This window comes from Bradyrhizobium sp. HKCCYLRH2015, assembly GCF_051168215.1.
Lineage (GTDB): Bacteria > Pseudomonadota > Alphaproteobacteria > Rhizobiales > Xanthobacteraceae > Bradyrhizobium.
The window spans coordinates 381,675-395,728 of the sequence record NZ_JBNPUO010000004.1; the positions used below are offsets into that span (position 1 = coordinate 381,675).

Consider the following 14,054-nt stretch of genomic DNA (forward strand, 5'->3'; position numbering starts at 1 on the left):
TCCTCAATTTGATCCCTGTGAGGCATGCAACGGCGTCCCCGAAACGTCATCGCGATTGCTTTGGTCTGGTTGTTTGGTTGCGCTGTACATCGGCATCAGCACCCGGAAGGTCGTCTTGCGCGGCTGCGACTCGCACTCGATGATCCCGCCATGGTCGCCGACGATCTTCGCGACCAATGCAAGTCCGAGGCCGCTTCCGGTCGGCTTGGTGGTCACGAACGGATCGAACAGGTTGGGCATCAGGTCTTCCGGCACGCCGGGGCCGTTGTCCCTGACGCAGAACTCCAGCGGCAGCGACACCCGCGACTTCTTGCCGGGCACCGACAGTCGCACGCCCGGGCGGAACGCGGTGGTGAGCTGGATCTCCGCATCCGAGCCGAGGTCGACGACCGCTTCGGCGGCATTCTTGACCAGGTTGAGAAACACCTGGATCAACTGGTCCTGGTTGGCGAGCACCGGCGGCAGCGACGGATCGTAATCCTCGACGAAGCGGATGTTGCGGGCAAAGCCGGATTGCGCCAGCCGCTTCACGTGGTCGAGCACGGAGTGGATGTTCACCGGCCCGCGCGCCACCGGGCGGTCGTCGCCGAACACCTCCATGCGGTCGACCAAAGTGACGATGCGGTCGGCCTCGTCGCAGATCAGCCGGGTCAGCATGCGGTCCTCCGAGGAGGCCTGCTGCTCCAGGAGCTGCGCCGCGCCACGGATGCCCGACAGCGGATTCTTGATCTCGTGCGCCAGCATCGCGGCCAGCGCGATCACCGAGCGCGCGGCGCTGCGGTGGGTGAGCTGGCGGTCCATCTTGTCGGCGATGGTGCGCTCCTGCAGCATGACGACGATATGGCCGGGCCGCTCCGGCAGCGGCGCGACGTGCAGGTCGACGAGACGATCGGCGCCGGTGCGCGGCGTGCCCAGATCGACCTTGTATTCGTTGACCGGCGCGCTCGTCGTGCGGACCTGGTCGATCAGCGCCAGGAGCGGGCTGCCAAACGGCACCAGCTTCTTCAGCGACTGCCGCTGCAAAAACTGCGTCGAGGAATCGAAGAACGATTCCGCCGCCATGTTGGCGTCCATGATCATGCCGTCCGGGCCGATGACGAGAACCGGATTGGGCAAGGCGTTGAGGATGGCGTCGCCATCCGACGGAAGTCGCTTGCGCTGTTCTGCGGCTGAGCTCATGCGGCTGCACTCCAGGCAAAATCGTCGAAAGCGTCACGCAGCGCCCGATGCACCAAAGACGGCTGCTCGGACGTGAGGATACGGTCGCGCCAGGCCTTCAGTTTTTCGGCCGGCGCGCGGGCGTGCTCGGCGGCGACGTCGAGCCCCCAGCTGAGATGCTTGCGGGCGTGGCGCAGGCCGACACGCTCGCCGTAATGGCGGCAGATCTCGTCATAGAGCGCCGTGAGCAGTGCGAGCTGCTGCGCCAGCTCCGGCGCGCCCTCCTCCGCCCCGCCATTGAGCTGGCGGCCGATCTGACCGGGCAGCCAGGGGGCGCCTTGCGCGCCGCGCCCGATCATCACGGCATCCGCGCCGGAGGCGTCGAGCGCCTCGCGCGCGTCTTCGTAGGTGGTGATGTCGCCGTTGACGACGACCGGCAGATCGACGGCGTCCTTCACCGCGCGCACCGCGCTCCAGTCGGCCTCGCCCTTGTAGAACTGCTGCCGGGTGCGGCCGTGCACCGTGATCAGCTGCACGCCAGCGGCTTGCGCGCGGCGCGCGAGCTCCGGCGCATTCAGGCTGCGCTCGTCCCAGCCGAGCCGCATCTTCAGGGTCACGGGCACATCGACGGCCTCGACCGTCGCCTCGATCAAGGTCAGCGCATGATCGAGATCGCGCATCAGGGCCGAGCCGGACTGGCCGCCGGTGACATGCCGCGCTGGGCAACCCATGTTGATGTCGATGATATCGGCGCCGCCGTCCTCGGCCACCCTGGCGCCCTCCGCCATCCAATGCGCCTCACAACCGGCGAGCTGCACGACATGTGGCCCGATGCCGCTGGCCTCGCAGCGCAACCGGGATATCCACCGCCCGCGCACGAGATCGTCGCTCGCGGTCATCTCGGACACCACCAGACCGGCGCCGAGCTCGGCCGCGAGTCGGCGGAACGGCGCATCGGTGATCCCCGACATCGGCGCGAGGATGGCCCGGTTGGCGAGCGAAACGCCGCCTATCTTCAAGGCTTTGGCTGGTGGTTGGGCCGGACCGGTCACGAACGACTCTTAAAGCTCTTCGGACGCATCATTGCGTCTGCGCTGCACTCTCAAGCACAAATCTTGGGCAGTCAAGCGTCATGCCTACACTTTAGCCAAGACAATCAGCATTTCAAGTGCAGTGCAGCAAAATATGCTTGTTCGGCAGTCATGGTAAACCCTTGAGCCGCCGGATTTTTGCATGGCTCCACGGCGGTTCGCAGCAGCGGATCGGCCTTCGCAAGTGCCGCGCCTTACGAACGCGTCGCGGTCGCAGTCGCAGCTCGAGTCATGTGTGATCCTGCTCGCTTAACATCCTCTGCAGATGTAAGAAGCCGACAAATCTCCTCACCCTCGTCTTTCATCAGCATCGATATCCTGTTCCCATGACGACTTCTCAGCGGACTGCAGCCATCCTCGTCGCGGCCGGACGCGGCCTGCGCGCCGGCGCCGGTGGTCCGAAGCAATACCGCACGATCGGCGGCCGTACCGTCATCCATCGCGCGCTCGCCGCCTTCGCCGATCATCCCGAGGTGGCGGTGGTCCAGCCGGTGGTGAATCCCGATGACATCGACATCTTCAATGCTGCCGTATCAGGCCTGCGCCACGAGGTCCCCGCACATGGCGGCGCAACGCGCCAGGCCTCGGTGCTGGCAGGCCTGGAAGCGCTGGCGCCGCACAAGCCCGACATCGTGCTGATCCACGATGCCGCGCGTCCGTTCGTCACGCCGGCCGTGATCTCGCGCGCGATTGTCGCGGCCGGCAAGACCGGTGCGGCGATTCCCGTCGTGCCGGTGACCGACACCATCAAGGAGGTCGGAACGGGCGGCGACATCACCGCGACGCCGGAGCGCGCGAAGCTGCGCATCGCACAGACGCCACAGACCTTCAAGTTCGAGACGATCCTCGAGGCGCATCGCCGCGCCGCGCGCGAGGGCCTCACCGAGTTCACAGATGATGCGGCGATTGCGGAATGGGCGGGATTGACCGTCGCGACCTTTGAGGGCGATGTTGCCAACATGAAGCTCACCACACCGGAAGATTTCGTGCGCGAGGAAGCGCGCCTTGCCGCGCAGCTCGGCGACATCCGGACCGGCACCGGCTACGACGTGCACGCCTTCGGCGAAGGCGACCATGTCTGGCTGTGCGGCCTGCGTGTGCCGCATAGCAAGGGCTTCCTGGCCCACTCCGACGGCGACGTCGGTTTGCACGCTTTGGTTGATGCAATTTTGGGCGCCCTGGCCGATGGCGACATCGGCTCGCACTTCCCGCCCTCGGACATGAAGTGGAAGGGCGCCTCCTCCGACCAGTTCCTCAAATACGCCATCGAGCGCGTCACCGCGCGCGGCGGCCGCATCGCCAATCTCGAAGTGACGATGATCTGCGAGCGGCCGAAGATCGGCCCGCTGCGCGACCAGATGCGCGCCCGCATCGCCGAGATCTCCGGAGTCGACATCTCGCGCATCGCAGTGAAGGCCACGACGAGCGAGCGCCTCGGCTTCACCGGCCGCGAGGAAGGCATCGCGGCCACCGCAAGCGCGACGATCCGGTTGCCGTGGGGTGTGTAACGAGTAGGACTGGATTGATCTGACCAGGTGGTAGAAACCCGCTACCGACATTAGCCTACGAGATTGATCCAATCCGAGTTTGAGTCGAGCTATCACCGCGACCGCGGTGCGCCCCTCGCCCCGTTCTTGCGGGGAGAGGGTTGGGGTGAGGGGCAGCCGCACGGGAAGTGTGTGCGGATAGACCTGCACCCTCTCACCCGGATTGCATCTTGCGATGCAATCCGACCTCTCCCCGCTCGAGCGAAGTTTCGCTTCGCGCTGGCAGGCGAGGTAAATCGAGCCCGCCGAGAACGCTTCGAGATCATCGAACGTTATGCGGACTTGGACGTAGATGCTGATGCTGCTCTCAGGGTATCGAGGACGAGCGGGGACATGGCGAGCGAACGTCAAATCGGCTCCACCAGCGCGCTGGCCCGCTCGCTGCTCGACCTCTGCCGGTCGCGCAAGCTGATGATCGCGACCGCCGAGTCCTGCACCGGCGGCCTGGTCGCCGCCGCGCTCACCGACATCCCCGGCTCCTCCGACGTCATCGACCGCGGCTTCGTCACCTATTCCAACGAGGCCAAGCGCGCGATGCTCGGCGTCGAGGCCTCGACCTTGCAGACCTTCGGCGCCGTCTCCAAGGAGACCGCGATCCAGATGGCCGTCGGCGCCCTGGAGCGCGCCGACGTCGATCTCGCCGTCGCCATCACCGGCATCGCCGGCCCCGGCGGCGCCACCCCCGGCAAGCCGGTGGGCCTGGTCCATTTCGCCGTCGCAGCCCGCGACGGCCGCATCACCCACCGCGAGCACCGCTTCGGTGCCATCGGCCGCAGCACCGTCCGGACACGTTCGGTGATCGAGGCGCTGCGGATGTTGATGGAACTGGCAAGACCGCAGGTCCCCGCCAAGCCGAAACGCGCGGCCGCGACGCGTCTGAGACCGCGCGTGGCTCGGGCGCCGCGGCTGCATCCGGTGAAGCGTCCGCCGAGGCGGCCGCGGACTTAGTTGGACATAGTGCGCCCGCTCCCGCTGCGCCGTCATCGCGAGCGCAGCGACGCGATCCAGTGTATCTCCACAACATCGAGATTGCTTTGGCGCAACGGCCCCTCGCAAATGACGCACACCTGACCTGCCCTGCGCCCGACAAACATCAACGGCCCGCTTGCCTGCCCTCGCGAGATGGAGACGACGCTGCCGCCTTTGCCTCGGTCGTCATCCCCGCGAAAGCGGGGATCCATAACCACAGGATGTCGTGTAGCGGAACGTCCGTGGATCTCGTCCCACCACATCCGCCGCGGCGTGAATCCCGGGTCGGCGCCTGCGCGGCGCTCTGCGCCGCTCCGGCTTGCCCGGGGCGACACCGGTGCTTGAAACTCGCGGTGACAGTTCAGCCAGCAATGCTCATGCACGCCAGAACGGCCGTCGGCACAGCCGCCGCGCTTCATCGCGTGTCATGCCGTAGTCCTCCAGCACTTCATCGGCGAGCCAGGGGAGCTCCCTGGCGAAGCGGCGGCGCTCGCGCAAGCGCGCCAACCAGAGCCGAAGCACCGATTTTGGCACGGGCCCAGAGCTGCCGTGACCGACAATCGGTTGCGGCAAGTAGTAGACGTTGGCCCCAAGATTCGGCGAAGCAGGAAGTCGCGCGGCGTGATCGCGACCGCGCTCGAAGATCCGCGGCGCATGCGCGACACCACGCAATCCACGCGTCCCGATGGCGCTGACACTCTGCTCGTCGGTCGTGCTCGGCATGGCGGGCTCCCTTGAAAAGAAAGAACCTGCCGGCAATAAAAAAGCCGCCAGGTTCCTGGCGGCTGTTCGGATCAAAGACTGCACATCATCAGATTGCGCGTGATCCTCCCGCCGCCCGCAAGCTACGGTGCGTCCAACGACCAAAACGATGGGTGGCGACGGTGATCATGGCTGGTCTATAGCTGATAGATCTGAAGTTGTCATCTGCCAATCCGGTGAAAGATCAGCGCCCGCGCTGTCCAAAGTGTCAGGACGGAAAAGCGCCCACCGTCTGCGCTAGCTGCCGCGCCAACGATCCCGGCAACGCCTGATCGAAGATGCTGCTCAGCGTGCGGTAGTACCAGATCGTCCCATCCTTTCCGCCGGTGAAGCGCTGCCACACCGCGTCGCCGACCTCATCAAGATCGCGCGCGATCGCCTCGGCATTGTCGACCTTGTCGGCGAGCGACACCAGCAGCGATGACGCCGGCTTGAGCGGCAGCTTGGCGAGATAGGCTTCCTTCCGCGGGCGCCATGCGGGCTTCGGATCGACCCAGGAATCCGTGCAGTCCGCGACGATCTCTGCGACGCCATCACCGAATCGCCGCCGGATCTCGTCCAGCGTGGCCTGTCCGCCCTGATCCTCGGCGGCGTCGTGCAGCAGGCCGGCGATGGCCTGCACCTCGCTGCCGCCCGCCGACAGCACGCGGCTGGAGACGCTGAGCAAGTGCGCGATGTAGGGCACCATGCTGCCCTTGCGCAATTGGGTCCGGTGCAACTTCGCCGCATAGACCAGCGCGTCGTCATAGAGATGAGAGAGTGACATCAGCCTGCTTTCCTCTTCAGATTGTCGCTTGAGCATCACGATAGCCGACCCGTCGGGCAAATCAGCCCTCTCGCGGTCTGTGCCCGGCCGGGTGCTGAATCCTTCCAGCCGCCGAAATCGCATTCCACCCCGTGCGCCACGCGACGAATTTCCCGAGTGCTTTCAATGTCCGACTCACTGTCCAGTCCTTCCCGCGAAAATATTCCGCTTTCGATTTTCCAGAATCCATGTTTCCTTCCCCTCATCCCGCCTCGACACGAGGGGCGTATCGCGATCGTCACGACACGCGAGGTGGGGAGGCGATGGCCGCTGGTTGCCGCAGCGCGTCTTTGGACGTGCGGACGAACGGCAGTGGGCGGACGTGAAGTCGCAGCGTCCTGACACCCCGAAGCTGGTGTCACGCCGGTGGTGATGATGACCCGCCGGTCACGGGGGCAAGACAGCCGGTCCCCGGGGAGACTGCGTATAAGCGTGAAGACCGTCGCGCGGGGAATGCCGGGATGTCTCGGCTGCACCTGTGGTACCTGCCGCCTGCATTTTTTTCCGCAGGCGGGCCATGGGGGCGGCGAGCTCCCGGCATTCCCTGCGCCCTCGTGATTTCAGAGGGTCCATCGACAGGCACAGCCCGGGCGCGATCGCGCCGCGGAGGATGCGGCTGCCTGTCCGCTCGATGCCGTCCCCATCATCCGGATCGCCGACGATTATCGCACGCGCCGCCACGGCCTAAAGGTTTTGGTTAATTTTGTCCTGCTACGTCTCGCGCATTCTTCTCTGACAGTGGATTCGGGACCCCATGGCTTTCTTCTCCGGCAAGTCGGCTGATCGCACGCATAACCTCCTGATGACGGAGCTGTTCGAACGCCATCGCGACGCCATCCTGGTGATGTCCGACGGCAAGATCATCGCCTGCAACGAGACCGCGGTCCGCTTCGGCGGCTTCCGCAGCAAGCAGGACCTGCTGTCGCGTTCGCCGGCGACCATGGCGCCGGAGTTTCAGCCCAGTGGCAAGCGCTCCGCCGACGTCGTGAAGGAGATGGATGCCAAGGCGAGGCGCGAGGGCCACGCGACGTTCGAGTGGACCACCAAGCGCGCCGACGGCAGCCCGGCGCTGGTGCAGATCACGCTGGTGCCGACCCAGGTCGAGGGCCAGACCTACGTCATCAGCTTCCGCCGCGATCTCTCCGACCTCATTGCCGCGCGCGAGGAGAAGAAGCGCGCGCTCGACCGGATCGCCAAGGATTTCGAGACCTCGGTCGGCGCCATCGCCAATGCGATCTCCGGCGCCTCGCGCGAGGTCGAGACCACGGCGGCCTCGCTGACCACGACCGCGGATCAGGCCGCGCAACGCGTGGCGCTGGTGGCATCGGCGTCCAACTCCGCCTCCTCCAACGTGCAGTCGGTGGCTGGCGCGACCGAGGAGCTTTCGACCTCGGTCAGCGAGATCAACCGCCAGGTCGCAACCTCCTCCACCATCGCCGCCGAGGCCGTCGAGGCGTCCTCGCGCACCAACGACCTCGTCAACAGCCTGGCGGACGCTGCGGCCAAGATCGGCGCCGTCACCGACATGATCAACGCGATCGCGAGCCAGACCAACCTGCTGGCGCTGAACGCAACCATCGAGGCCGCCCGCGCCGGCGATGCCGGCCGCGGCTTTGCCGTGGTCGCCTCGGAGGTGAAGAGTCTGTCGAGCCAGACCGCGAAAGCGACCGACGAGATCAGCGCCCACATCAGCGCGATGCAGCGCGCCACCAGCGATACGGTGGCGGCGATCCAGGGCATCGGCGGCACCATCGGCCAGATCAGCGAGATCGCCAAGACCATCGCCACCGCGGTCGATCAGCAGGGCCATGCGACGCAGGAGATCGCCCGCTCGGTCAGCCAGGCCGCCAGCGGCACCCGCGAGGTCGCCACCAACATCGGCTCGGTCAGCCAGACGGTGGAATCGGCCGGCGGCGCCGCGCGGCAGATGCTGGGTGCAGCCGGCCAGCTCGCCAAGCATGCGGACGAGCTGCGCGGCAAGGTGAAGGACTTTTTGACCGCCGTGCAGGCGGCGTAGGTTCGATCGCAGCAGTTGACGCCGGCGATCAGGACGGCTCCGCGACCATGTCGCGGAGCAGCTGTTTGAAGACGTGGATAGGAAGGAACTTGCACGCTGCCGTCTCTGCGGTGAGAGGCACGCGGCCAACCGCGCCCTCCGCTGTCGTCCCGGGCAAGCCGGAGCGGCGCGGAGCGCCGTGGAGGCGCCGACCCGGGACCCATACCCCGCAGCAGATGTGGTGAAACGAGATCGGAGTGGCGCGCGTGCGGCCACAGGGCCCTCTGTGGCTATGGGTCCCCGCGTTCGCGGGGACGACAGCTGAGCATGAGGCGGCAGTCGGGCACCAATGATGAGCTTTACGTCGACGACACCGCGGGCTTCCGCCCGTAGATCGCGTCGGCGCGCTTCTCGAACGCCGCCGACATCCGCGCGAAGATCGTGTCGAACATCGAGCCCATCAGCATCGCCAACATGCGGCTCTTGAACTCGTAGGCGATGAAGAACGTCACCTCGCACGCGCCCTCGCCTGTCGGCTCGAAGCTCCAGCGGTTCTCCAGGCTGGAGAACGGCCCGCTGACATATTCGACCAGGATCTTGCGGTTGGCGCGATCGAGCGTGACGCGGCTGGTAAAGGTCTCCTTGACCAGCTTGAACGACACCGTCATGTCGGCGACGACGATCTCGGTGCCGTCAGGCTTCGGGTTGCGCTGGCGCACCACCAGCTTCTCGCAGAGCGGCACGAACTCCGGATAGCGCTCGACGTCGGCGACGAGGTCGAACATCTGGTCAGCCGTGTGCGCGACGCGGCGCTTGTTGGAAAATCTCGGCATCTGGTCTCGATCAGCGCGCGAGCGCGTCGCGCGCGGCCTTCAGCTTGGCGAAATCCTCGCCGGCATGGTGCGAGGAGCGCGTGAGCGGACTCGCCGACACCATCAGGAAACCCTTGGTGTAGGCGACGGTCTCATAGCCGGAGAATTCCTCCGGCGTGACGAAGCGCATCACGGCGTGATGCTTCCTGGTCGGCTGCAGGTACTGCCCGATGGTGAGGAAATCGACCTCGGCCGAACGCAGGTCGTCCATCACCTGCAGCACCTCGTGGCGCTCCTCGCCGAGGCCGACCATGATGCCGGACTTGGTGAAGATGGTGGGATCGATCTCCTTGACCCGCTGCAGCAGCCGGATCGAGTGGAAGTAGCGCGCGCCCGGACGCACCGACAGATAGCGCGACGGCACGGTCTCGAGATTGTGGTTGAAGACGTCGGGCTTGGCCGCGACGACCTGCTCCAGCGCACCGTCCTTGCGCAGGAAGTCGGGCGTCAGCACCTCGATGGTGGTGGTCGGGCACTTGGCGCGGATGGCGCGGATGGTCGCGGCGATATGCGCGGCGCCGCCGTCTGCGAGGTCGTCGCGGTCGACCGAGGTGACGACCACATGCGCCAGGCCCAGCTTGAAGGTGGCTTCCGCGACGTGCTCGGGCTCGCCGGCGTCGAGCGCGGCGGGCATGCCGGTCTTGACGTTGCAGAAGGCGCAGGCCCGCGTGCAGGTGTCGCCCATGATCATGAAGGTGGCGTGCTTCTTGTCCCAGCACTCGCCGATGTTCGGGCAGCCGGCCTCCTCGCAGACGGTGACGAGGCCGTTCTCGCGCACGATGTTGCGTGTGTCGGCATAGCCGCGGGTGGTCGGCGCCTTGACCCGGATCCAGGCCGGCTTGGCCGGCGAGACGGAATCCGGCCGATTGACCTTTTCGGGGTGACGGGGGCGCAGCGGCGTGTTGGAGAGCGTGTCGACGATGGTGACCATGGGAGCCCAAATCTCTGTTGCGCCCTAGCTATTCCGTGCCGCGGCGCGCCGCAACCGGCTGGCCGAGGATACCAGGGCATGGCAGATATGGGCAGCGCGGATCAGCGCGGATCAGGTCGGATTTCCTCGAGAATGGCGCAAAAACCGGCAAAAGCCCCCGGGGTTTCCCGGCCGCGGCGCAATGCGGCGGCCAAGCGGCTGACGCGGGCGTTCTTTGCCCGCGATGTTCTCGCGGTGGCGCCGGAGCTGATCGGGGCGACCTTCCTGGTCGACGGCGTCGGCGGGATCATCGTCGAGGTCGAGGCCTATCACCACACCGACCCGGCGGCGCATTCGTTCCGGGGCCCGACGCCGCGTAACCAGGTGATGTTCGGCCCGCCCGGCTTCGCCTATGTCTACCGCTCCTACGGCATTCACTGGTGTGTGAACTTCGTCTGCGAGGCGGAGGGATCGGCCAGCGCGGTGCTGATCCGGGCGGTGGAGCCGACGCTGGGGATTGGCGAGATGCAGCGACGGCGCGGGCTGGAGGATATCAGGATGCTGTGCTCGGGGCCGGGCAAGCTGACGGAAGCGATGGGCATCACGATCGCGCATAACGCGCTTCCGCTCGATGCTCCGCCGATCGAGCTGTTCGCCCGACCAGATGATGTCGAGGTCGTCGCCGGCATCCGCATCGGCATCACCAAGGCCGTCGAGCTGCCGTGGCGTTTCGGCCTGAAGGGCTCGCGGTTCCTGAGCAAGCCATTTCCGCCGTCATCGCGAGGAACGTAAGCGACGAAGCGATCCAGGGCTGCGCGTGAGACTCGGGATTGCTTCGCTTCGCTCGCAATGACGGAGGAGAGAGCGTCGTGTCAGACGCCCTGCAGCCGCGACAGCGCCTCTTGGAACTTGGCCTTGCGCGCCAGCGCCGCCTCGCGCTTCTCCTTCTCCTCCTCGACGAGCTCCTCCGGTGCGTTGGCGACGAACTTCTCGTTGCCGAGCTTCTTGTCAACGCGCTCGATGTCGGCCTCGGCCTTGGCGATCTCCTTGCCCAGGCGGGTGCGCTCGGCGGCGAGATCGACGACGCCCTTGAGCGGCAGCGCGGCGACCTCGCCGCGCACGACGAGCTGGGCGGAGCCGTCAGGCGCGGCGTCGGCGAAGCTGATGTCGGAGAGCCGCGCGAGGCGCTTGATGACCTCGGTCCAGCGCGGTGCGCGCTCCCTCGTCTCGGCGGAGGCCCCGACCAGCGCGAGCGGCATCAGAGTCGCCGGCGGAATGTTCATCTCGGCGCGGACCGAGCGGATCGCGGTAACGAGATCGACCACCCAGCCGATCTCGGCCTCGGCCGCCTCGTCCTTGAAGCTGGCGGCGTCGAACGAGATCAGCAGCGGCGGCACCAGGGGATCGCCGAAGCTGGCCGCGGACAGCGCGGCGATCTCGGCCACCGTCGGCCTGTCGGTGCGGTGCGGCCAGGGTGACAGGGTCAGCAGACTGTCGCGCTTGGCGGTGGACTCCCACAGCGCCTCGGTGATGAAGGGCATGAAGGGATGCAGGAGCTTGAGGATCTCGTCGCGCGCCCAGGCCACCATCGCGCGGGTCTCGGCCTTGGCGGGCCCGTCCTCGCCGAGCAGGGTCGGCTTGGAGAGCTCGACATACCAGTCGCAATAGACGTCCCAGACGAAACGGTAGATCGCGTTGGCCGCGTCGTTGAAGCGATAGGCCTCGAGCGCCTCGGTGACCTCGCGCGTCGCCGCGGCCGCCTCATGCGCGATCCAGCGGTTCAGGGTCTCCTTCGCGGAGCCCGGGTCGAAGCCCTCGGGCACCGTGCAGCCGTTCATCTCGGCGAAGCGGCTGGCGTTCCAGAGCTTGTTGGCGAACTTGCGGTAGCCGTCGACGCGCTGCGTCGACAGCTTGATGTCGCGGCCTTGGGCTGCCATCGCCGCCAGGGTGAAGCGCAGCGCGTCGGCGCCGTGCTCGTCGATCAGCGCGAGGGGATCGATGACGTTGCCCTTCGACTTCGACATCTTGGCGCCCTTCTCGTCGCGGACGAGCGCATGGATGTAGACGGTCGAGAACGGCACCTCCTTCATGAAGTGGATGCCCATCATCATCATGCGGGCGACCCAGAAGAAGATGATGTCGAAGCCGGTGACCAGCACGTTGGTTGGATAGTAGCGCTTCACCTCGGGCGTGTCGTCGGGCCAGCCGAGCGTGGAGAACGGCCACAGCGCCGAGGAGAACCAGGTGTCGAGCACGTCCTCGTCACGCGTGATGAAGCCTTCGCGCTTGTTGCGGTCGAGCGCCATCTCGCGCCCCTGCTCCGCCGTGATGACCTCCTGCTCGACGTAGTAGCCGATGGCGTGGCCGACGGCCTCCTCCTCGGTTTCGGCGACGAAGACCTTGCCGTCAGGGCCGTACCAGGCGGGAATCTGATGGCCCCACCACAACTGGCGCGAGATGCACCAGGGCTGGATGTTCTCCATCCAGTCGAAATAGGTCTTCTCCCAGTTGCGCGGCACGAACGTCGTCGCGCCCGACCTGACCGCCGCGATCGCCGGCTGCGCCAGGGTCTTGGCGTCGACATACCACTGGTCGGTCAGATAGGGCTCGATCACGACGCCGGAGCGGTCGCCATGCGGCACCATGTGCGTGTTCGGCTCGACCCGCTCGAGGAAGCCGAAGGATTCCAGTCGCTCCAGGATCTTCTTGCGCGCAGCAAAACGCTCGATGCCGTGGAACTCCCTGGCAAACTCCTCGGAGCCCTCGGGAAGGCCGCGCAGATAGTCCTCGTTGTCGACCAGCGCAATGCAGCCTTCGCGATCAAGAATGCTGATCTGCGGCAGGCCGTGGCGGCGGCCGACCTCGAAATCGTTGAAGTCGTGCGCCGGCGTGATCTTGACCGCGCCGGTGCCCTTCTCCGGATCCGAGTAAGTGTCGGCGACGATCGGGATCTCGCGCCCGACCAGCGGCAGGATCACGCGCTTGCCGACCAGGTGCTGATAACGTTCGTCATCCGGATGCACGGCGACCGCGCTGTCGCCCAGCATGGTCTCGGGACGCGTGGTGGCAACGACGATGAAGCTGGTCGGATCCTCCGGGCTGAACGTCTTGCCCTCGATGGGATAGCGCAGGTACCAGAGGTTGCCCTTGACCTCGATCTGCTGGACCTCGAGGTCCGAGATCGCCGTCAGCAGCTTCGGGTCCCAGTTGACCAGCCGCTTGTCCTTGTAGATCAGGCCGGCGCGATGCAGCTCGACGAACACCTTCACGACGGCCTTGGACAGGCCCTCGTCCATGGTGAAGCGCTCGCGGCCCCAGTCGCAGGAGGCGCCGAGACGCTTCAACTGGTTGATGATGGTGCCGCCGCTCTCGTCCTTCCACTGCCAGACGCGCGCGAGGAACTTCTCGCGGCCCATCTCGCGGCGACCGGGCTGCTGGCGCTCCATCAGTTGGCGCTCGACCACCATCTGCGTGGCGATGCCCGCGTGATCCGTGCCTGGCTGCCACAGCACGTCGCGGCCGCGCATGCGCTCGAACCGGCACAGGATGTCCTGAAGCGTGTTGTTGAGCGCGTGCCCCATGTGCAGCGAGCCGGTGACGTTCGGCGGCGGAATCACGATGGTGAAGGGATCGGCATCGCGGCGATCGGGCCGACCGGCGGAGAACGCCCGGGCATCCTCCCAGACCAGGGACATGCGACCTTCGAGATCGGTGGGCTGATAATTCTTATCGATCATGGCATTTCCAGCGGCGTGGGGCCGGCTGTCCAATTCGGGATGTCGCGGAACTCGTCCGGGCCTTTTGTGACATGACCTGAAAAAGCTCACGCAAGCTGTTGGTGCTTGGGCTGTTTTCGGACTGATGTCCGACCGCGGACCGTGCTCCCGGAGGAGCCCTCTCGATCCGTCCGGCAGGGATCAGCTTGACAGGGCTAGAAAGCCGCC

11 protein-coding genes are annotated in these 14,054 nt (G+C 66.3%); 4 read left to right on the forward strand and 7 right to left on the reverse strand.

Annotated features, from left to right (window positions below):
- Positions 1–3: 3 nt before the first annotated feature.
- Both ACQR1H_RS12910 and dusB read right to left on the reverse strand, forming a co-directional pair.
- A complete protein-coding gene (locus ACQR1H_RS12910) occupies positions 4–1,179 on the reverse strand; it encodes a two-component system sensor histidine kinase NtrB (protein ID WP_315799943.1) in 1,176 nt (391 codons plus the stop codon).
- Positions 1,176–2,129: a tRNA dihydrouridine synthase DusB gene (dusB, locus tag ACQR1H_RS12915; RefSeq protein WP_315800425.1), complete on the reverse strand. Its 954-nt coding sequence runs from the start codon at positions 2,127–2,129 to the stop codon at positions 1,176–1,178. Before dusB ends, ACQR1H_RS12910 begins: the two co-directional genes overlap by 4 nt.
- Positions 2,130–2,575: 446 nt before the next feature.
- On the opposite strand from dusB, the gene ACQR1H_RS12920 reads away from it, so the two are divergent.
- Positions 2,576–3,757 carry a bifunctional 2-C-methyl-D-erythritol 4-phosphate cytidylyltransferase/2-C-methyl-D-erythritol 2,4-cyclodiphosphate synthase gene (locus ACQR1H_RS12920; protein ID WP_434907627.1) on the forward strand — a complete coding sequence of 394 codons (1,182 nt, stop codon included), beginning with the start codon at positions 2,576–2,578 and terminating at the stop codon, positions 3,755–3,757.
- A 372-nt stretch (positions 3,758–4,129) separates the two neighbouring features.
- Positions 4,130–4,744 (forward strand): CinA family protein, encoded by a 615-nt coding sequence (locus tag ACQR1H_RS12925; RefSeq protein WP_434907628.1) that lies wholly within the window; start codon positions 4,130–4,132, stop codon positions 4,742–4,744.
- 396 nt (positions 4,745–5,140) lie between these two features.
- Here the strand turns inward: ACQR1H_RS12925 and ACQR1H_RS12930 are convergent, their stop codons facing one another.
- Together ACQR1H_RS12930 and ACQR1H_RS12935 are read right to left on the reverse strand one after the other, a co-directional pair.
- The gene (locus ACQR1H_RS12930; RefSeq protein ID WP_315799940.1) at positions 5,141–5,488 is read right to left on the reverse strand and encodes a DUF1127 domain-containing protein; all 348 of its coding nucleotides are present in this window, start codon (positions 5,486–5,488) and stop codon (positions 5,141–5,143) included.
- 247 nt (positions 5,489–5,735) lie between these two features.
- Positions 5,736–6,293: an HD domain-containing protein gene (locus tag ACQR1H_RS12935; protein ID WP_434846847.1), complete on the reverse strand. Its 558-nt coding sequence runs from the start codon at positions 6,291–6,293 to the stop codon at positions 5,736–5,738.
- 793 nt (positions 6,294–7,086) lie between these two features.
- Here ACQR1H_RS12935 and ACQR1H_RS12940 point away from each other — a divergent pair.
- Entirely contained in the window at positions 7,087–8,349 is a 1,263-nt protein-coding gene (locus ACQR1H_RS12940; RefSeq protein ID WP_315799938.1) for a methyl-accepting chemotaxis protein, read from the forward strand.
- A gap of 338 nt (positions 8,350–8,687) precedes the next feature.
- Here the strand turns inward: ACQR1H_RS12940 and ACQR1H_RS12945 are convergent, their stop codons facing one another.
- The gene (locus ACQR1H_RS12945) at positions 8,688–9,161 is read right to left on the reverse strand and encodes a type II toxin-antitoxin system RatA family toxin (RefSeq protein WP_434907629.1); all 474 of its coding nucleotides are present in this window, start codon (positions 9,159–9,161) and stop codon (positions 8,688–8,690) included.
- A gap of 10 nt (positions 9,162–9,171) precedes the next feature.
- On the reverse strand, positions 9,172–10,131 hold the full coding sequence (gene lipA / locus ACQR1H_RS12950) for a lipoyl synthase (protein ID WP_434907630.1): 960 nt from the start codon (positions 10,129–10,131) through the stop codon (positions 9,172–9,174).
- Positions 10,132–10,263: 132 nt separating this feature from the next.
- On the opposite strand from lipA, the gene ACQR1H_RS12955 reads away from it, so the two are divergent.
- The gene (locus ACQR1H_RS12955; protein ID WP_434907631.1) at positions 10,264–10,902 is read left to right on the forward strand and encodes a DNA-3-methyladenine glycosylase; all 639 of its coding nucleotides are present in this window, start codon (positions 10,264–10,266) and stop codon (positions 10,900–10,902) included.
- Between the two features lie 80 nt (positions 10,903–10,982).
- Here the strand turns inward: ACQR1H_RS12955 and ACQR1H_RS12960 are convergent, their stop codons facing one another.
- Positions 10,983–13,847 (reverse strand): valine--tRNA ligase, encoded by a 2,865-nt coding sequence (locus ACQR1H_RS12960; RefSeq protein ID WP_434907632.1) that lies wholly within the window; start codon positions 13,845–13,847, stop codon positions 10,983–10,985.
- Between the last annotated feature and the right edge of the window lie 207 nt (positions 13,848–14,054).